General features: G+C 56.4%; 14 protein-coding genes and 6 pseudogenes. 13 read left to right on the top strand and 7 right to left on the bottom strand.

What is annotated here, in order from left to right:
- Window positions 1-260 precede the first annotated feature (260 nt).
- Together ACQ86N_RS10090 and ACQ86N_RS10085 are read right to left on the bottom strand one after the other, a co-directional pair.
- Window positions 261-752: a hypothetical protein gene (locus ACQ86N_RS10090; RefSeq protein WP_431215040.1), complete on the bottom strand. Its 492-nt coding sequence runs from the start codon at window positions 750-752 to the stop codon at window positions 261-263.
- A 169-nt stretch (window positions 753-921) separates the two neighbouring features.
- Window positions 922-1,614: a GDSL-type esterase/lipase family protein gene (locus ACQ86N_RS10085; protein WP_431215039.1), complete on the bottom strand. Its 693-nt coding sequence runs from the start codon at window positions 1,612-1,614 to the stop codon at window positions 922-924.
- Window positions 1,615-1,668: 54 nt separating this feature from the next.
- On the opposite strand from ACQ86N_RS10085, the gene ACQ86N_RS10080 reads away from it, so the two are divergent.
- From ACQ86N_RS10080 to ACQ86N_RS10070, 3 genes are all read left to right on the top strand, one after another.
- The gene (locus tag ACQ86N_RS10080; RefSeq protein WP_431215038.1) at window positions 1,669-2,268 is read left to right on the top strand and encodes a nucleotidyltransferase family protein; all 600 of its coding nucleotides are present in this window, start codon (window positions 1,669-1,671) and stop codon (window positions 2,266-2,268) included.
- Between the two features lie 64 nt (window positions 2,269-2,332).
- Complete coding sequence (locus ACQ86N_RS10075) at window positions 2,333-4,336, top strand: outer membrane beta-barrel protein (protein ID WP_431215037.1); 2,004 nt, start codon at window positions 2,333-2,335, stop codon at window positions 4,334-4,336.
- Window positions 4,230-5,030 carry an outer membrane beta-barrel protein gene (locus ACQ86N_RS10070; RefSeq protein ID WP_431217345.1) on the top strand — a complete coding sequence of 267 codons (801 nt, stop codon included), beginning with the start codon at window positions 4,230-4,232 and terminating at the stop codon, window positions 5,028-5,030. Before ACQ86N_RS10075 ends, ACQ86N_RS10070 begins: the two co-directional genes overlap by 107 nt.
- 33 nt (window positions 5,031-5,063) lie before the next feature.
- Here the strand turns inward: ACQ86N_RS10070 and ACQ86N_RS10065 are convergent, their stop codons facing one another.
- The 4 genes and pseudogenes from ACQ86N_RS10065 to uxuA form a co-directional block, all read right to left on the bottom strand.
- A complete protein-coding gene (locus ACQ86N_RS10065) occupies window positions 5,064-5,846 on the bottom strand; it encodes a M24 family metallopeptidase (protein ID WP_431215036.1) in 783 nt (260 codons plus the stop codon).
- Between the two features lie 298 nt (window positions 5,847-6,144).
- Window positions 6,145-6,450: pseudogene (locus ACQ86N_RS10060) on the bottom strand (aminopeptidase P N-terminal domain-containing protein); the annotation flags it as partial.
- A gap of 48 nt (window positions 6,451-6,498) precedes the next feature.
- A complete protein-coding gene (locus tag ACQ86N_RS10055; RefSeq protein WP_431215035.1) occupies window positions 6,499-8,028 on the bottom strand; it encodes a M1 family metallopeptidase in 1,530 nt (509 codons plus the stop codon).
- A 17-nt stretch (window positions 8,029-8,045) separates the two neighbouring features.
- The gene (gene uxuA / locus ACQ86N_RS10050) at window positions 8,046-9,221 is read right to left on the bottom strand and encodes a mannonate dehydratase (RefSeq protein WP_431215034.1); all 1,176 of its coding nucleotides are present in this window, start codon (window positions 9,219-9,221) and stop codon (window positions 8,046-8,048) included.
- A gap of 47 nt (window positions 9,222-9,268) precedes the next feature.
- Between uxuA and ACQ86N_RS10045 the strand changes: the two genes are divergently transcribed.
- Both ACQ86N_RS10045 and ACQ86N_RS10040 read left to right on the top strand, forming a co-directional pair.
- Window positions 9,269-9,823, top strand: coding sequence for a hypothetical protein (locus ACQ86N_RS10045; protein ID WP_431215033.1), 555 nt, complete (start codon window positions 9,269-9,271; stop codon window positions 9,821-9,823).
- Window positions 9,824-9,843: 20 nt separating this feature from the next.
- A complete protein-coding gene (locus ACQ86N_RS10040; protein WP_431215032.1) occupies window positions 9,844-10,947 on the top strand; it encodes a hypothetical protein in 1,104 nt (367 codons plus the stop codon).
- Window positions 10,948-10,956: 9 nt separating this feature from the next.
- Here the strand turns inward: ACQ86N_RS10040 and ACQ86N_RS10035 are convergent, their stop codons facing one another.
- Window positions 10,957-12,930, bottom strand: a complete 1,974-nt coding sequence (locus ACQ86N_RS10035; protein WP_431215031.1) for a sialate O-acetylesterase — start codon at window positions 12,928-12,930, stop codon at window positions 10,957-10,959.
- Between ACQ86N_RS10035 and ACQ86N_RS10030 the strand changes: the two genes are divergently transcribed.
- The 8 genes and pseudogenes from ACQ86N_RS10030 to ACQ86N_RS09995 form a co-directional block, all read left to right on the top strand.
- Window positions 12,931-13,089 (top strand): hypothetical protein, encoded by a 159-nt coding sequence (locus ACQ86N_RS10030; RefSeq protein WP_431215030.1) that lies wholly within the window; start codon window positions 12,931-12,933, stop codon window positions 13,087-13,089.
- 141 nt (window positions 13,090-13,230) lie between these two features.
- Window positions 13,231-13,329: pseudogene (locus ACQ86N_RS10025) on the top strand (helix-turn-helix domain-containing protein); the annotation flags it as partial.
- Window positions 13,330-13,673: 344 nt separating this feature from the next.
- Window positions 13,674-14,270 carry a substrate-binding domain-containing protein gene (locus tag ACQ86N_RS10020; protein WP_431217344.1) on the top strand — a complete coding sequence of 199 codons (597 nt, stop codon included), beginning with the start codon at window positions 13,674-13,676 and terminating at the stop codon, window positions 14,268-14,270.
- Window positions 14,267-15,390, top strand: a pseudogene (locus ACQ86N_RS10015) (alpha-glucuronidase family glycosyl hydrolase); the annotation flags it as partial. The gene ACQ86N_RS10020 and the pseudogene ACQ86N_RS10015, both read left to right, overlap by 4 nt.
- 157 nt (window positions 15,391-15,547) lie before the next feature.
- A pseudogene (locus ACQ86N_RS10010) lies at window positions 15,548-16,338 on the top strand (hypothetical protein).
- Window positions 16,292-17,088 (top strand): annotated as a pseudogene (locus tag ACQ86N_RS10005) (SDR family NAD(P)-dependent oxidoreductase). The pseudogenes ACQ86N_RS10010 and ACQ86N_RS10005 overlap by 47 nt, the downstream one beginning before the upstream one ends.
- Window positions 17,089-17,100: 12 nt before the next feature.
- Window positions 17,101-17,559: a hypothetical protein gene (locus tag ACQ86N_RS10000; RefSeq protein WP_431215029.1), complete on the top strand. Its 459-nt coding sequence runs from the start codon at window positions 17,101-17,103 to the stop codon at window positions 17,557-17,559.
- Between the two features lie 70 nt (window positions 17,560-17,629).
- Window positions 17,630-18,535: pseudogene (locus ACQ86N_RS09995) on the top strand (glycosyl hydrolase 115 family protein); the annotation flags it as partial.
- Window positions 18,536-18,950: the final 415 nt, after the last annotated feature.

Below are 18,950 nucleotides of genomic sequence, written 5' to 3'. Positions count from 1 at the left end.
TCTCCGCCACAGCCCTCTCTTTCTTCTCGTTCGGGTGAAGCTTGAAGATCAGTTTCCTGTTGCCCGCAATCTCCACGCAGCGCCGGATAAAAGCCGGCCGGTCATCCTTATTAAAGGCCTCACGTATATCAGAGGTCGCCACCAGCACATAGTCCCTGTGCGGAAAATCATTGTTGAGAAAAACAGCCGCATTGTCATAGTTGGGTATCCCTGTTACGACGATCTTCGACGCGTCCGTACCAAGCTGAGTGAACTGTTCCTTATAACCCTCGGACGCGGCACAGTAAACATCGCAGATATTGCTGCTCCCGTTGTAAGCCGTATTCTTGGCAAAATAACCGGGTAGTCCCAGATTGCGCGTCATCTTCCCCCAGCTGGTGATAGGATCGGTCATCCCTTCCTCGGACCCAGACCGTTTTCATCTTCCTTAGCTCGCCCGTCACCAGCAGATCGGAGCACATCAACACGAGATCGTAAGAATTGTTGTAAATGCCGCGGGCATAATCATTGCGCAGCTGATGCCTCTCGAGATAAGCATCGCCTTTTCGTTTAAACTCCCCCGCTAGTATGGTAGTGTCCAGCAGCCCCGTGCGCTGCACGAGACGAACGATAGGATGTTTGCTGTATAGCTGACTGAAGTAGCAGTCATAGTCAGATAGCTGGGCAGCTATCTGGTGCATTTGGCTCGTCTGGTTCGGAGATCCTATCGTGAAAAGTATCTTCTTTCGTAGCGCCATGGTATCCTTGAACATACGGTTAGCATATTACGTTTACCCTCCTGGCCTCACTCTCCTTTCGCAAGTAAAGGTAATAACTTGCCTAATTAATCCGCAAAAATATTCAGTATACCCGCTCATCCAAGTGTTAATGCCGAAAATCACAATTCCTTAATATTCAGCCCCGTTTATTCACATAACCCGATCATTTATCCAGATAAGGCGTTAAAGCCCTCTGCCATATCTTATAGCCCTTCTCATTCATGTGCAGCTTGTCCCCAACGAACAGATCGTCCATCGGACGACCCTGCGGCGTCAGCATCAGGTGGTAGACATCCACAAACACGACATGGCTGTGCGTGGCCGTAAAATCCCTGATCAGGTCGTTGGTCTCCTCCATCACAGGCATCAGCTTCTCCCGGCTCGGACTCGGCTTTATCGATACATAGACGACGTCCACATTCTGTAAGTGTTTACGGATCAGATCATAGAGTTTGACGAACCGCTTGTATACCTTCTTCGCCGAAACTTTCGAATCCGCCAGATCATTGTCACCGCAATAGATCACGATCTGTTTGGGATGATACGGATAAATGATATCGCCCGCATAGCGTATCACATCGGGCAGCGTAGACCCGCCAAACCCACGGTTGATGATCGTATAGCCCGGGAAATCGGTATGCACGCTCGTCCACTTACGAAAAGACGAACTGCCGACAAAAAGTATCGCCCCCGACGGAGGATGCTGAACACTGTCCTTCTTTTTAAATTCCGCGATCTCGTTCCAAAATGGGGGCTGCTGTTGCTGCTGCTGTGCAAGTGAACTGTGGTGCGTGACAAATACAAAGGTCAGAAGTAAGAGAACGCTATTTCTGAAAATAGCAGCGTTAGGTTTCATATGCGGTCTTTCTGGTTGGTCCCAAAGCTAAACAAAATATTGTAACTTAGGCCTATGCTCACCGCTATCCTCCTCGCAGCCGGCACATCGCGACGGATGGGAGACGACAACAAACTGCTGCTACCCTGGAAAGACAGGACCATCGTCGCCGCCACTGCAGCCAACCTCCTCGCAGCCGGCATCGGCGAGATTATCGTCGTCACCGGTTACGAAGCCCCGAAGATCACCGGCGCACTCGAAGACCTCCCCCTCCGCTTCATACACAATCCGGCATACAGTGAAGGGATGACCAGTTCCATCCGGGCAGGCGTATGCGACGCCAATGGCGACGGATTCATGATCTGCCTCGCCGATATGGTCCTGATCAGTCCAGCAGAATACGCGCAGCTGGCGGCAGCCTGGGAAAAAGCCCACGCCCTCGACTCTCACTGCATCGGCATCCCCGAATACCAGGGTGAAAAAGGCAACCCTGTCATCCTCCCCGCCACCCTCCGCAAACAGATCCTCAGCCACCCCGAAAAAGAAGGCTGCCGCCAGCTGGTTCGCCACTACCAGGCCCACCACCTGCTCATCCCCATGCCGCACGACCATATCCTCCGGGACATCGACCGGCCCGAAGACTATACACTCCTCAGCAAGCTCATCCTTCCATAATCCCCGTTCGACATATTTCCCGAAGGGCTGCATCCGTAACGCCTACCTTTACCCCCTACCCACTATGCGCTATCTATTCTTCTTTATATCTCTGTTGATCGCATCTCAGTATACCTATTCCCAAAGTTCCGCCCCGTCCATCCACGGGACGGTAACAGACAGCACCACACACCAGCCCCTCGAAGACGCAACCATCACCCTCGCGCAGATGCCATCCGGCAATATCCTGCGCCGCACCCGCAGCAGCAAAAAGGATTTTGCATTCGGCAGCCTGACTGCCGGCACCTACCGAATCGTCACCACCTATCTGGGCTACTCCCCCGATACGCTGACCGTGACGCTCGACAGGACAGACACCACCCGGCACGTCCGCATCAGCCTTCACCACTCCGCAGCCGCGCTGATGGAAGTCGTCGTTCACGCAGCCATCCCGCCGGCCATCGTAAAGAACGACACGATCGCCTTCAACGCAGGCGCCTACCCCACCCGCCCCAACTCAACAGTGGAAGACCTGCTCCGCAAACTGCCAGGCATCGATATCGACAAGAATGGCAACGTGACCATGCAGGGCCAAAAAGTCGACAAGATCTATCTGGACGGGAAAGAGTTCTTCCTCAACGACCCCCGCACCGCCACACAAAACCTGCCCGCCGATATCGTCGACCAGATCGAAGCATTCGATTCACAGACCGAACGAGCCCGCCTCACCGGTGTCAGGGAAACGACCGGTACGAAGACACTGAACATCAAATTGAAAAAGAATAGAAAAAGAGGCTATTTCGGCAGGGCATACGCCGGCACCGGCTCCGGCGGCGGCAACGGGAAAGGCGGCGTCACCAGCAGCTATTCCGCGGGCGGCACGGCTACCAGCCTGGGCTCCAACTGGATCTTCGCCACCGGCAACCTCAATAACATGAACAACCAGTTCACCGGGAAAGACAACAAGAACGGCCCCGGCAGCGGCGGCCTCCAGACCTTCAACGATGCCCAGCTGAACTTCCGCACCGACAAAAGCAAAAAACTCACCGTCACCCTCAACGCAGGCAGCAACGGCACCCACACCGCACTGGCTACCTCCACCCATCGAAAAACCCTGCTCACCGACTCTTCTCTTCTCGAGAACCGCTACAGCAGCTCGGTCTCCAAGAACCAGAGCTACCACGCCAACTCCTTCCTCGAATACAATATCGACAGCTTTACGGTGGTCAACCTCCGGTCGGTCTATACGCCGCAAACATCCCGCAGCAGCTCGCAGGACAGCGTTCTCATTTCTACACAAAAATCCGCCGCCCCCTGGACCAGCAACCAGGGGACATACGAGACAACGAAAACCACTCAGACGGCTACTCGCTCAACAACACGCTCAATTTCCGCCGCCGCTGGCGCCTGCCGGGACGAACCCTCTTCGTCACCCTCTCCCAGGCGCACGACCGTCCAGGACCAGCCCGCCGCGACCTACTCCCTCGTCAACTATTTCGACAGCACGGGCAAAGAGCAGCTGCGCGCGCTCATCGACCAGACATCGGGACAACTATCCAAAAACGACGGCTACGGCGCCTCCGCCTCGTATACCGAACCCATCAAACCCGGGCACGTCCTCGACTTTACGTATCGGTACAACAGGTCCACCAGCAGGTCTGACAAACAGTCCTTTGACTTTGACAGCGCCTCGGGCAAATACGACATCCGCGATACGGTGACGACCAACCATTTCATCAACTACAACACCATACAACGGCTAAGTACGGGATACAACGCCACCGACGGAAAATACCGCTATCAGCTGGGTATGACCCTCCAGCTAAGCGACCTCGACGACCACAATCTTACAATGAATACTTCGGTCAGACAGCACCAGATCAACTGGTATCCCCGCGCCTCCCTGATCTATACGCCCGAAAAAGGAAAGTCCATCAATCTGCAGTACTCCGCCAATACAACCAGCCCTACCATTCTAACAGCTGCAGCCCCTTCCCGACCTGACCAATCCCTTCCTGGTCCATATCGGCAACCCCGACCTGCTGCAGCAGCTGACCCACAGCTTCAGCGCCAACTATACCGGCTTTAACAGCCGTAACTTCCGTAACCTCCAGGTCGCGCTGCAGGGCGACATTTCCCAGCACCAGATCACACCCGCTACCACCGTCCTCTCCGGCGGCGTCCAGCAGATACAATATGTCAACGTGGACGGCGTCTGGCATGTCAGCTCGAACCTCGCCTACGGCTTCCCAATCGGCGACCAGCGGAAAGGCAACAGTAGCATCGGCGTACACGTCCGCTATGGCAGAGACGCCAGCTTTGTAAATGGTCAGGAAAATATTACGACTGGACTCGGCTGGGGCTCCAATCTGAAACTGAACTTCCACCCCGTAGAAAGGCTCTTCATCGAAGCGCTCGGCAGCGTTGACTATACGGGAGCACTGTATTCGATCTATGCCAACCAGAACACCAAAACGTGGCTGCAGAACTATTCTCTGGACGCATCATGGGAACTCCCCGGCGCCGTGACCCTCGCATCCAACTACAGCCTCCAGATTACCGGCAGCCAGGGCGCCCTGCCTTCCAGGTCTGTTGCGCTATGGAACGCCAGCATCTCCAGGGGACTTCCTGCACGACCGCAGCCTGCAGGTCCGCTTCTCCGCTTTTGGCATCCTCAATACGGTCAACAATTTCACGCAAACCGTCGGCCTCAATTATGTAGAAACACGGCAGACCAACCTGCCGGGCAGAATACTTTTACTAAGTCTCGTATATCGATTTAGGCGCTTTCCCCAGGGTCGTCCGAAGACGACCCCTTAACTGCGTAATGCCTCGATCTCATCAGCCGTCTTGGCCAGCGGCTTGCCTAACAACCGGCTTCCGGACTCCGTGATCAGCAGGTCCTCTTCGATCCTTATCCCTCCAAAATCCCTCAGACCATCCAGCTTATCATAATTGATAAAATCCATAAACTTCTTCTCCGCCCTGTACTGATCCATCAGCTCCGGGATAAAATAAAGCCCCGGCTCGATCGTCACCACAAATCCCGGCTCAAGCGCGCGGGCCAGCCTCAGCGACTTCCACCCGAACTCCTTACTCTTCTTCAGCTCATCGGTATAACCCACATACTCCTCACCAAGATCTTCCATATCGTGTACGTCCAGCCCCATCATGTGCCCAAGCCCGCACTGAAAGACCGCCGTATGAGCCCCGGCGGCTACGGCCTCCCCGGGATCGCCCTTCATCACTCCGGCCGCCTTCAGTCCCTCCACCAGCTTCTCCGCGGCCAATGTATGCACATCCCTGAACATGATGCCCGGCCTCAACGCATCAACTGCCGCCTGCTGTGAGCCCAGCACGATATCGTACATCTCACGCTGCAGACGCGTAAACTTTTTCCCCACCGGAAAGGTCCGGGTCATATCTCCGGCATAATGCATCCCGTTCTCCGCCCCGCTGTCGCAGATGGCCAGCCTGCCCTCTTTCATTACAGTCGGACCATAGTGGTTGTGGAGCACCTGTCCGTTGACCGTAAGTATCGTGGGGAACGCCAGGTTCCCGCCGCCCCTGATGGCGATGGCCTGCAGGCCACCGGCCAAGCTGCGCCTCCGTCATCCCCGGTCTTGCGCCGGTGATAGCCGCCAGATGCATGGCCGCCGTCGTATCGACCGCTTCGTCGATCTGTACGACCTCTTCCGCGGACTTGATGCTGCGCTGTGCAACGACCGCCCTGATCAGTTCGACCGAAGCCCTGCCCTTGACAGCCGGCGGCGCAATACCCAGCCATTCGCTGATCTTCAGCAGATTTTCCGGACGGTAAGGAGGCAAAAAATGGATCGTCCTTCCCGCGGCAACCGCCGACGCCAGCTGCCTGCCGAGCTCCGCATACGGCTTCGTGTCGGTGATCCCCGCCGGCGCTGCCTGCTCCGCAAGCGAAGGCTGCGGCCCGGTCCAGACGATCTGATCCATAGTCAGGTCATCCCCGAACACGACATCCCTGTCACTGTCGGCATCGATCAGCGCCGCAAGTCCGGCCTTGTCCAAACCCAAAAAATACAGGAAGCTGCTGTCCTGCCGGAAAGGATAAAGATTGTCCCGGTAGTTCATACTGCTTTCTTCATTTCCAAGCAACAGGATCAGCCCCTTGCCCACCTGCTTTTTCAGTCGCTGACGACGGCCCGTATAGGTAGCTGCGCCAAACATCGGATTATTCATAAATAACTTTTTTCAGGTAATAACTTTTTGTATCGATCAGCGGCATCGTTTCGCTGACCACAACCACTCCTTTTTGTCGAGCACTTTAGTGCTGGTCCCACCGCTCGTCATGACCTCCATCGGCAGAGACATATCGATATTCAGCAGCTTCACCTGCCAGTGCGTGGAGTCCTGCAGCCTGACGCCGACCTCCAGTTTGTCCGTCGTATACAGAAAGAGATGGAACAATGGGGACAGATCGCGGCCAGCCGCCCCGCTGAACAGCCGCTGCACGTCTTCCGTACTCGTGGTATTCGCATAGGTCGTATTGCTGTCTGTCGACAAATGTTTTAGAGTAGGAAAGAAAATACTGTCGCCGAGAATATACCGCAGCGTATGCATGAAAAATGCACCCTTCGGGTAGATATCGGGGTGATAGGCATCCTCTTCGGCGATATCCTTACCCAGCACGATGGGCTTGTTATTCCTGATCCTCGGAACATCACGCTGAAATATCTTCTCATAGGCCGCTTCCCCTTCCATATCCAGCGTATACAAGGCATCCCCGAACGTACCGATCCCTTCGTGTATCCAGTAGTCGGCCCAGTCCCCTGCCGTCACCTTATTTCCCCACCACTCGTGACCGAACTCGTGGTTCATCAACCCGTCGAAATCCTGACCGCCGATAGCTGTATACCTGAATTTATTGCCGTAGGCATTCATCGTCTGGTGCTCCATGCCCAGGTGCGGGGTCTCCACAAGTCCGATCTTCTCTTTCACCCAGGGATACTCGCCAAAGTATTTTTCTTTTATCTGCGCCATATGCGCCAGCATGTCCAGCTGGTGCGCCGCCCTGTCCTGATGCTCTTTTAGTACATAGAACTGCATCGGTACTTTATGCCCCGAGACCGTCACATAATCCCGGCTCACCACCGCATAGTCCCCAACGTTAAAAACGATACTGTAGTTGTTGATGGGATACGTCGTCCGCCAGTGATACACGCCCTTCTTATTATCCACGAGCAGCCCCGGACCGGCTACGACCAGCCCGGCAGGGACCCTGATAGTAAGATCGACGCCCTCATCCGGCTCGTCGGAGGGGTGATCCTTACAGGGGAAATAGAGCTTCCCGCCCGTCCCCTCGGCCGTCACCGCCACCCAGGGATGCCCGGTAGAATCCTTCGTGAACGTAAACCCGTCATCCCACGGCGGTCTCTTCGCGATCATCGGCCGCCCGGAGTAGACGACCTTTACCGCGGCCTGCCCCGCCTGCCAGCTGCCCGTAATACGCAACTCGTGATGGTCATGGGTAAAGCCGGCGACCCTGCCGTTGACGGTCACCGCAGCTACAGCGAATGAATCCATCAGGTCCAGCAGCAGCACCGAAGCCGGCTCCTTTAGCCGCACGTCCGCTATAGCATATCCAGACAGGCTTCGATCGGGAATATTCAGCGCAAGGTCGATCGTATAATGCCGGATATCCATATTCACCTGCTCCGGCTTTAGCTTACCGCCATACGCAGGGGCCTGGGCCCGCAGGCCCGCCGCCGCCGAAACCAGCAAAATAAAAAGCAGATATTTTCTCATATCGGGGAATTTCATGCTTATAACCCGGTCGCCAGCGCACGCTGTACTCCCCGCAATTCCGCCAGACCGCGAAGCCTTCCTATCGCGCTGTATCCGGGATACGTCTTTTTAGTGAGATCATCCAGCATCTGATGCCCATGATCCGGACGCATCGGCAGCGATATACCCCTCTTCTTCTGTACAGCCAGCAACTCCTTTATCACCGCCACCATGTCCACGTCTCCGTCCAGGTGATCGGCCTCGAAAAAATTTCCCTCCGCGTCCCGCAGCGTACTGCGCAGATGAATAAAATGGATCTGGTCGCCCATACGACGGACCATTCCGGCCAGATCGTTATCGGCCCTGACCCCATAGGAACCGGTACAGAAACAAAGCCCGTTGGCGGGCGATGGGGCGCAGTCCAGCAATTCACGCGCGTCCTGCTCGGTACTAACGATGCGCGGCAGCCCAAGAATGGGATAGGGAGGGTCATCCGGATGGATCGCCATCTTCAGCCCCAGCTCTTCAGCCACGGGGACCACCTGCTGCAGGAAATAGAACAGGTGCTGCTTCAGTTGGGCGGCATCGATACCGGAATAGGTCTGCAACGCCTTCAGGATCTGCTCTTCCGTAAATCGCTCTTCGCTGCCCGGCAGGCCAAGCAGCGTATTGCGGTAAAGCGTTTCCTTCTCCGTTTCGCTCATCGTGCTCAGACGCGCTTTCGCCTTTTCGATCTCGGCAGCCGAATAGTCTTTCTCCGCCCCCGGCCTCTTCAGCAGGAACAGATCGAATGCAATAAAAGCCGCCTTTTCGAATCGAAGCGCCTTGCTCCGGTCGGGCATCTCGTAGGCGATATCCGTCCGCATCCAGTCCAGGATGGGCATAAAATTATACGTCACCACTTCCAGCCCGGCCTTCGCCACATTGCGCAGACTCTCCTTATAGTTATTGATATATTTCTCATAATTTCCGGTATGTTTCTTGATATCCTCATGTACCGGGAGGCTCTCGATCACTGTCCAGCGCATCCCTGCTGCCTCTACTTCCTTTTTTCGTTTGATAATCTCGTCTAAAGTCCATACCTCTCCAACTGGTATATGATGCAATGCGGTCACCACACCCGTACACCCTGCTTGCCGGATATCCCAAAGACTGACCGGATCGTTGGGGCCATACCAGCGCATCGTTTCTTCCATTAAATAGGGTCCTTTCATAAAGAAAAATTATATTATGTAAGCTTACAAAGTAAATTAAAAATCGCATGCGCCTTGTCAAACACCTTGTTCTTTTTTTCCTGCTTTTATCCGTTCTGACGCTGGTTTCCTACTATTATCTGGGCCGCCCCGCGCCCGGTATCGACGACGCCGATATATTCCTGAACTATGCCCGACGGCTGGCACACGGCGAAGGTTTTGTCTTCAATAAAGGCGGGGAAAGAGTGGAAGGCTTTACCTCTCTGCTCTGGGTCCTTGTTTGCAGCGGCTTCTACCACCTGACCGCACACCCTGAGACGCTGATCGTCGTCTTCCAGCTGATCCTGACAAGCCTTACCGTTACTATGGTCTATCAGGAAGTAGTTAAGGACGTCGATACTTTTGCTCCCCTACCCCTCCGGCGCTACTTCATTTACATCTTCTGCGGCTACCTCATCTGCATTGGCCCGGGCTTTGTCACCTGGTCGATCCTGAGCCTCATGGAGAACGCATTGTGGAATTTCTTGTACACCTCGATCCTCATTCTTCTGCTGAAAAGTTATTCGGGCGGAAATCCGCCTATATCCGATAAAATACTGCTGCTGGTGCTCGCCCCCTCCTGATCCTTTGCCGGCCCGAAGCCATGGCCTGGATCATTTTCTTCACCGGCGCCCTAGTCTGGATCTATCGCAAAAAAGGCCTCGGCATCCTGTTCCCCACAGCCTTCCTGGGCCTGTCCATTCTTACCACCGTGGTACTCGTGCTGTTCCGCACCCGCTATTTCGGATACCCCCTGCCCAATACCTACTACGCGAAGGTCTCACCCGACAGATGGTATAACCTCACCAACGGCCTGCGCTACGCACAGAACTTTCTCGCCCGCTACAACCCGCTAGTCACCCTCCTCGTACTCGCACTGTTGCTGTACCTGCTGTTCTCTTACAAATGGCGCGCGTCTGCCCGCCTCTTCGTCCTGTCACTCCTCACCTGGATGGCCGTACTACTGCCCTGTGTCACCGGCGACGACCACTTCGGCGGCTTCCGTTTCTACCAGTACCTCCTCCTTCCCGCCATCTGGGGCATTCCCGTCCTCCTGCAATTCTACACGAACGAATCCCGCCTCTATCTCGGAGGCGTAGTCCTGCTGTTCTGCGCCTTCTACGCCATCAACAGCCTGTTCGGACTGAAAAGCTCACCCCACAACGATATCGAAAATGAATTCGTCCTGGCGAAACAAGGAAAAGCCATCGCAGAAGAACTCAACACCCTCTTTCCTCAGACTACCAAACCTTCGGCGGCAGTCATCGCGGTCGGTGGCTTTGCGCTTGACTACGACGGCCCCACATTCGACCTCATGGGCCTCAACGACAAAAAAATGGGACATAGCCCCGGCGACCGGAAAGGAATAAGAGACCACGCCGCATTCAACAAAGACGTTTTTTACCAGGAACAACCCGACATCCTGATGCCCACGATCGTCGCCAACCGGCACGAGGCCGCCAACGCGTACAACGGCCTCCTCGACCCCACCAACTTCGAGAACAGAGCCATGAAGAACATTTTTTCGGAACCCCGCTTTCAGAGCGAATACGTCGGCGCCATAGTCTCCGGGAAGACATCCGGAAAAAGCATATTTATGTTCTGCAACGCACGCTGGCTGCCCGCACTGTCCAAAGACAGCAGCCTCACGCTGACCATCATCCAGCCCCGTGCAACGGCGGACAAGCATTACTTGTCGGAGCGCTAGAACCAACGCTTATTTTGCCTTGCCTTCCTTTACCCTCGCGGCGAAGGAGGGCGCCGGCAAGCCGTCGTGGAATAGAATATCCCTGTTGTATAAATTAGCACCCTGTGGATTGTCGGCCCAGGCATACCGCACAGCCACCGGATTGGGCACGGCCTCACTCCAGGCGATCACCACATTCTTCCCCTCGATGACAGCCTTCGCAGGCTCCCACCTGCCGTCCGCGCCAGCAACCGCAAAACCACGCAGCTCTCCGCCGCCTTTGACGATCAGCCCGCTCTCCGCTTCGTTGAAGACCACATGCACTTTTTCGCCCTTCACCTTCATCGAGCGGTACTGCGGCCCCGTCCAGATCATATCGTTATCGCCATAGGCGACATGCCCCGCCGACAAAGCCAGCCTCTTACCCACGTCTTCCTTGTTCAGCGGATGAAGATCATTCCATTCCCCCAGATCCATCGCCACAGCCATCCCCGTCCTCGGCACAGACAGCGTCATCCGCTGCGCTTCCCTTAACTCCGCCTCATGACTCTCCTCCGGACGGTCCTTTACAGGTCCGTAACCCGCCAGCTGCACAAAAATAAAAGGGAAAAGACCCTCGTTCCAGTGCCGCCGCCAGTCTGCTATCACCGCCGAAAACGAGGCCTGATACTCCGCAGCCTTCTCCACATCGGACTCACCCTGATACCAGATCACGCCCCGGATGGTATAGTCCGTCAGCGGAGCGATCATCCCATTGAAAACGCCCATGGGTTTATACTGGATAAAGGTCTGCGGCTGCAAAGGCCCCGAGACCATCCCTACCTTATACGCCCATTGTCCCTTCAGGTCGACGGTATCCTTCGCCCCCATCAGCCTGTAAGGCTTGTCGGGAACAAAACCGCCCCTGCCCGAACTGTTGATCACCCGCACGACGATGGTATTTTTTCCGGCCTGCAATACCCCCGCCGGCACCTCATAGCGCCTTGGCGGATACTGATACCCGATAGTTCCAATAAATTTCCCATTGACATATACCGAATCCCTGTCCACGATCCGGCCCAGCAGCAGTCTCGCGGACTGCCCCGCCATCGAAGCCGGCACATCGACATCTTTCCGGTACCAGACCACGCCGTTGATACTACCCGCCCCCTGATCCGCCCAGTACCCTGGCACTTCAATCGGCTTCCAGTCACTCGCAGGACTTGACGGATCATACCGGGGTTTGCCCTCATGCAATCCCTTGTCCTCATTCCACACACGGGCATACCAGTCCTCGCCGGCCTTCCTGTCGCCCTCTATAACTTTGTTGATATTGTTTGTATCCGCGTACCGGGCTGCCTCGGCAGCATATTCGGGAAAGAAGCGCAGTGCGTCCGCACTCAGCCACGCCTCGGCCGGCGTGCCCCCCACAGCCGTATTGATCAGCCCAACCGGCACATGATAGCGTTCGTTGATCGACCGCGCAAAGAAATAAGCCGTCGCGGAAAAGGAAAGCACAGTCTCCGGGTTCGCCGACTCCCACCTTCCGCCGGAAAGATTCTCCCGCGGACCGTTGAAATCATAACGTAGCGGAACCCTGAACTGCCGGATAGCCGCATTTTCACTGTGGGCGATCACGTCCGGATACTTCTCTTTAACCCTCTCCATCGGCAGCTCCATATTGGACTGCCCGCCACATACCCACACTTCGCCAACCATGATATTCTTCAGCCAGATATGATTGATCCCGTTGATATCCATTACATAAGGGCCGCCCGCCTTTTTGGGCGACAGCGTCACCTCCCATTTCCCGCGGTCGTTAGTCTCCCCGTTGACCGTCTCACCGCCGAACTTCACCGTGACCTTCTCTCCCGGTGACGCCCAGCCCCAGATATGGATCGGCATCTCCCGCTGCAGCACCATCCCGTCGCTCACCAGCCTCGGAACCTTGACCTGCGCGGCAGCCCCCAAACCCGACAGGATCATTCCCGACAGCAACCAACCCTTCCCAATTATATTGCGCATATGATTAATTTGAAACGCAATATCGGCATCATTTGGGAGTATGCCAATTCCAGCGCTATCCGATCGCCTTCGGGCGTCCGCACTAACGATATTGGTCACCTGAAAGATCGCCTCCGTCCGGATGCGCTTCCCGGACACCCCATCCCGGCTACGATTTAGTCTACTCCCGTTCGCCTCCGTCCCGACCAACTGAGCGCTGAATCCGCATGCCTGCGGCACTTGCGAAAAAATGTAACCGATTACACTTTTTTAGAAAAAATATCCGAATTTTAGCCTTATTTTCGATATGTAAACGATTGTATGAGCAACGAGAAGGAAATAACCATCTATGACCTCGCCCGCAAGCTGAATATATCGGTTGCCACGGTCAGCAGAGCCCTGAAAGACGACCCTGTAGTAAGCAAGAAGACTAAAAAGAAGATCTCCGACCTCGCCCATGAGATGGGATACCGGTCCAACCATTTTGCGCGCAACCTTAGGACGCAGCGTACCAATACCATAGGCGTAATTATCCCACGCATCAACAGCCATTTCATGTCCTCCGTCATCGCCGGCATGGAAAACATCGCCACCAGTGAGGGCTACAATCTTATTATAAGCCAGTCCTCCGAGTCGGTCGAAAAGGAAATAGCCAATGCGGTCACGATGTTTAACAACCGGGTCGACGGCCTGCTGGTCTCACTGACCTACGATACGGACTCCCTGGCTCACTTCGAGTCCTTCATCAAAAAAAGGTCCCCCTCATCTTCTTCGACCGTACCGCCGACCAGAAGGACTGCACCTGCATCCTCATCAACAACTGGAAAGCGGCCTACGAAGCTACCACCCACCTCATCAGTCAGGGACGCCGCAGGATCGTCCACATCACCGCCACACAAAAACGCAACGTATATATTGATCGTCTCCAGGGGTACAGACAGGCTCTTGCCGACCAGCGCCTCCCCTTCCTGGAAGACTATATTATTGTAGGCAACCTCAGCCAGGAGGCTGGCGCGGAAGCTGCCGCCCGCATCCGGGAAATGGATCCCCTTCCGGACGCCGTCTTCGTGGCCAACGACAACTGCGCCGTCGGCTGCATAATAGCCCTCAAACAAATGGGCATACGCGTGCCTGAAGATATCGCCTTTGTCGGTTTCAACAACGACCCGGTGGCCACGGTAGTCGAACCCAATCTGACTACCATCAACTACCCCGGCTATGAGATGGGGCAGGTCGCCGCCCGCAACCTGATCGACCACCTCAGCGGCACATCCAACATCCACTCCACCAATACCATTATATTGCGCTCCGAGTTGATCCTGCGGGACTCCTCGGTAAGCAGGCAACCCACCCGCCCATGAGAACCTTTTTCTTCCTGCTGACCGCCCTTCTTTTTCACATCGGCCTCCACGCCGAAGACGGATACCGCCTCTGGCTCCGCTACGACAAGGTCAGCGATCCGCACCTGACCGCCCTCCGTATCGAAGCCGCCCCCACAGCCCAAAAAGAATTGACGCAGGCCCTCGAAGGCCTCGTGGGCAAACCCCTCCCCGTCCTCCACAACATCCTCACCGAAGGAGCGCTGATAGTCGGCACGCCCGCCCGGCTGACGACCGTCGCCAGCCTCCACCTCGAAAAAGACCTCGCCCCGCTCGGCGAAGAAGGCTTCCTCATCAGGTCGGTAACGATAGCCGGCAAGCACGTGACTCTCATCACCGCCAACACAGACAACGGCCTTCTCTACGGCATTTTTCATTTCATCCGTCTGATTCAGACACAACAACCGATCGTCAACCTCAATATTAGCAGCGCCCCATCCCTGCCCTACCGGATCCTCGATCACTGGGACAACCTCAACCGCACCGTAGAAAGAGGCTATGCCGGTTTCTCCATCTGGAACTGGTTTACCCTGCCCAAATACCTCGACCAGCGCTATACCGACTACGCCCGCGCCAACGCCTCCGTCGGCATCAACGGCACGGTTCTTAATAACGTCAACGCCAGCCCGCTGATCCTTACCCCGGAGTTTCTGGAAAAAGCGGCCGCCCTGGCGGGCGTATTCCGCCCCTACGGCATCAAAGTCTATCTCTCCGTCAACTTCGCGAGCCCCATTACCATCGGCGGACTCAAAACCGCCGACCCGCTGGACCCCGCCGTACAGGACTGGTGGAAGAAGAAGTGGACGAAGTATATAAATATATTCCCGACTTCGGAGGCTTCCTCGTAAAAGCCAATTCAGAAGGACAACCGGGCCCGCAGAACTACGGTCGCACACACGCCGACGGCGCCAACATGCTCGCCGACGCACTGGCGCCGCACAAAGGCATCGTCATCTGGCGCGCCTTCGTCTACAGCGAATCGTCCGAAGACCGGGCCAAACAAGCTTGCAATGAATTCAGGCCGCTCGACGGCCAGTTCCATAAGAACGTATGGGTGCAGGTCAAGAACGGCCCGATCGACTTTCAGCCGCGCGAGCCCTTTCACCCCCTGTTCGGAGCCATGCCCCGGACTCCCCTCATGCTCGAGTTCCAGCTGACCCGAGGAATACCTCGGCTTCTCCACGCACCTGGTATACCTCGCCCCCCTGTTCAAAGAATGCCTCGACGCAGGTCCCCCCGTCTACCCCACCATAACCGGAATGGCCGGCGTCGCGAACATCGGCAACGACATCGACTGGTGCGGCCACCCCTTCGGTCAGGCCAACTGGTATGCCTTCGGCCGCCTCGCATGGGACCACCGGCTATCGTCCGCGGCGATCGCCGACGAGTGGATCCGCCAGACCTTCACCAACGACCCCGCCTTCGTCGATACGGTCAAAAAAATGATGCTTGCTTCCCGGGAAATCACCGTCGACTACATGACGCCGTTAGGGCTTCACCACATCATGGGCTACGGCCACCACTACGGTCCCGCGCCCTGGTACGACAAGGCCCCCGCGCCGACTGGAACCCCGTCTATTTTCACAGGGCCGACTCCGCCGGCATCGGCTTCGACCGCACCGCCACGGGCAGCAACGCGCTTCAGCAATACGCTCCCGAAGCACGCACCCAGTGGGAGGACCCCGGCAAATGCCCCGACATATGGCTGCTCTGGTGGCACCACGTTGCATGGGACCACCGCATGCAGACCGGACGCACCCTCTGGCAGGAACTCTGTCATAAATACTACACCGGCGTCGACTCCGTCCGATGGATGGAGAAAGCCTGGACGTCAGTAAAAAGCAGGATCGACGAACAACGCGCCCGGCAGATAACCATGCTGCTATCCATACAGGAGAACGAAGCGGTCTGGTGGCGCGACGCCTGTCTGCTCTATTTCCAGACCTTCTCCCGCCAGCCCCTTCCGGCCGGCGCGGAACAACCCGCCCATACCCTCGACTACTATGAAAAACTCAACTTTAACAGTTACGCACCCGGAACATCAAGGTAATACTATGAATAAAACTCAACGAATAGCGCTCGTTACAGGCGGAGGCTCCGGCATCGGCCTGGCCATCGCGGAAAAATTCACAGCCGCCGGAATCCTGACCGTCATCGTCGGACGCGACAAGGAAAGACTCATGGCGGCAGCAGAACGACTCGGCGCAAACTGCCACCCCCTTTCCGCTGACCTCAGCGACCTCGCAGCCATACCCGCCCTCGTGCAACAGGTGACCGGCCGCTACGGCCGCATCGACATCCTGGTCAACAACGCCGGCATCAACATGAAAAGGAATTCACCGAGGTCACCGACGAAGAGTTCGACCGCATCCTCCTCACCAACGTAAAAGCCGTATTCAGCCTCTCCCGCGAAGTCGTGAAGACCATGCTTCCCCACGGCAGCGGCAACATAATAAACATCAGCTCGATGGCCTCCCAGTACGGCATCCCCAAAGTGATCGCCTATACAGCCTCAAAATCTGCTATCGAAGGGATGACAAAAGCCATGGCCGTCGAACTGTCCCCGAAAGGCATCCTCGTCAATTGCATCGCACCCGGATTCATAGCAACGGACATGTCGGCAAAAGCACTCAACAGCGACGCCGAAAGGAAGCAAAAGGCGCTGGGCCGCACCCCACTCGGTCGCCTCGGAGAGCCCGCGGACATCGGCGACGCCGCCCTGTTCCTCGCCTCCGAACAGGCCAAATACCTGACGGGCGTCGTCCTGCCCGTCGACGGAGGGAATTCCATCGGCTTCTAATTGATTCAGAACATGAAAAAGTTGACCTTATTATTTGTAATGCTGTTCGCCCTCCGCGGCTACGGCCAGGACGTCCCTGCCATCTACGCCGACACCGCCGACCACTGGCTGGTGAACAGGGCCGCCGCGCTGCTGCAGGACGATATCGAACGCGTCACCGGCAAACGCCCCGCTCTCCTGACCAGTCTCCCCAAAACCGCCACCCCTCAGCTCATTATCATCGGCAGCCTCGACGGCAGTCCACTGATACAACAGCTTGCAAAGGACCGTCGCATTTCCGCAGAACGGATAAAAAGCAAATGGGAATCCTTTCTTCTTAAATCAATTCCTCACCTCCGGCCGAATATCGGCCAGGCACTGGTCATCACCGGTAGCGACCGAAGGGCCACGGCCTACGGCGTCTTTCACCTCTCACAGTCCATCGGCGTATCGCCCCTGGTACTGGTGGGCCGACGTCCCCGTTGCACATAGCGACCACCTCTCACTCGACCACCTCGACACCGTCGTCGACCCTCCCGCAGTCAAATACCGCGGCTTTTTTATCAACGACGAAGCACCCGCCCTCAGCGGCTGGGTGCACGCCAAATTCGGAAATTTCAACCACGACTTTTATGAGAAAGTGTTCGAACTGCTGCTGCGCCTGAAAGCCAACTACCTCTGGCCCGCCATGTGGGGCAACGCCTTCAACGACGACGACACTCTCAACCCCGTGCTCGCGGATAAATACGGCATCGTCATGGGCACCTCCCACCACGAACCCATGCTCCGCGCCCAGCAGGAGTGGAAAAGATACGGCAAAGGTCCATGGGACTATTCCGCCAACGCCACAGTCCTCGACAGCTTTTGGCGGAAGGGCATCGAACACATGGACCACCACGAAAGTATCGTGACCGTGGGCATGCGCGGCGACGGCGATAAACCCATGGAGGAAGGCAGCAATATCGCCCTGCTCGAAAAGATCGTCGCAAACCAACGCGCCATCATAGCGGACGTTACAGGCAAAGCTCCTTCGGCCACGCCCCAGTCCTGGGCGCTGTACAAAGAAGTACAGGACTACTACGACAAAGGCATGCGCGTACCCGACGATATCACCCTTTTACTGTGTGACGATAATTGGGGCAACGTTCGCAAACTCCCGCCGCCCGGCGAAAAGCCGCGGGCCGGCGGTTACGGCCTGTACTATCACTTCGACTACGTCGGCGGTCCCCGCAACTACAAATGGATAAACACCAACCCCATCGCCCGCGCCTGGGAACAACTGCACCTGACAAAACAGTACGGCGCCGACAACATATGGATCGTCAACGTCGGCGATATCAAGCCGCTGGAATTTCCCACCCAGTTCTTTCTCGACTACGCCTGGTCCCCCGACCAATGGCCTGCCCAAAAGCTGAATGAATACACGCGCCGCTGGGCAGCACAACAGTTCGGCCCGCAGCACGCATCCGCTGTCGCCGACATCATCCGCCTGTATACAAAATACAACGGCCGCCGAAAACCCGAGCTGCTCTCGCCCGACACCTACAGCCTCTTCAACTACAACGAAGCCCCGGCAATAGTCAGCGACTACAACCGTCTCGCGCGGCGCACGGACTCCATCGGCCGCCTGCTGCCTACCGGCTCCCAGGACGCATGGTACGAACTCGTCGGATACCCGGTACTCGCAAGCGCCAACCTCAACGAACTGTATTTTACCGTCGCGACCAACAGATATTACGCGACCCAGGGCCGGGCCTCCACCAACGCGCTCGCCAAAAAAGCGCGCCTGCTGTACGAAAAAGACTCTACGCTTTCCCACTATTACAATACCTCCCTTGCCAACGGTAAATGGCCCCATATGATGGACCAGACGCATATCGGTT

The sequence above is a fragment of the Puia sp. P3 genome (genome assembly GCF_050632245.1).
In the GTDB taxonomy this organism is placed as follows: domain Bacteria; phylum Bacteroidota; class Bacteroidia; order Chitinophagales; family Chitinophagaceae; genus Puia.
Note: the sequence above shows the minus strand (reverse complement) of the source record. Positions and strands in the feature narration are given on the sequence as shown.

What these genes read in the sequence shown, in the direction of transcription:
- ACQ86N_RS10030 (WP_431215030.1), top strand. Translation starts at nt 12,931, where the DNA reads ATGATTAATTTGAAACGCAATATCGGCATCATTTGGGAGTATGCCAAT.
- uxuA (WP_431215034.1), bottom strand. Translation starts at nt 9,221, where the DNA reads ATGAAAGGACCCTATTTAATGGAAGAAACGATGCGCTGGTATGGCCCC.
- ACQ86N_RS10085 (WP_431215039.1), bottom strand. Translation starts at nt 1,614, where the DNA reads ATGAAACCTAACGCTGCTATTTTCAGAAATAGCGTTCTCTTACTTCTG.
- ACQ86N_RS10080 (WP_431215038.1), top strand. Translation starts at nt 1,669, where the DNA reads ATGCTCACCGCTATCCTCCTCGCAGCCGGCACATCGCGACGGATGGGA.
- ACQ86N_RS10035 (WP_431215031.1), bottom strand. Translation starts at nt 12,930, where the DNA reads ATGCGCAATATAATTGGGAAGGGTTGGTTGCTGTCGGGAATGATCCTG.
- ACQ86N_RS10055 (WP_431215035.1), bottom strand. Translation starts at nt 8,028, where the DNA reads ATGAGAAAATATCTGCTTTTTATTTTGCTGGTTTCGGCGGCGGCGGGC.
- ACQ86N_RS10075 (WP_431215037.1), top strand. Translation starts at nt 2,333, where the DNA reads ATGCGCTATCTATTCTTCTTTATATCTCTGTTGATCGCATCTCAGTAT.
- ACQ86N_RS10045 (WP_431215033.1), top strand. Translation starts at nt 9,269, where the DNA reads ATGCGCCTTGTCAAACACCTTGTTCTTTTTTTCCTGCTTTTATCCGTT.
- ACQ86N_RS10000 (WP_431215029.1), top strand. Translation starts at nt 17,101, where the DNA reads ATGAAAAAGTTGACCTTATTATTTGTAATGCTGTTCGCCCTCCGCGGC.
- ACQ86N_RS10040 (WP_431215032.1), top strand. Translation starts at nt 9,844, where the DNA reads ATGGCCTGGATCATTTTCTTCACCGGCGCCCTAGTCTGGATCTATCGC.
- ACQ86N_RS10090 (WP_431215040.1), bottom strand. Translation starts at nt 752, where the DNA reads ATGTTCAAGGATACCATGGCGCTACGAAAGAAGATACTTTTCACGATA.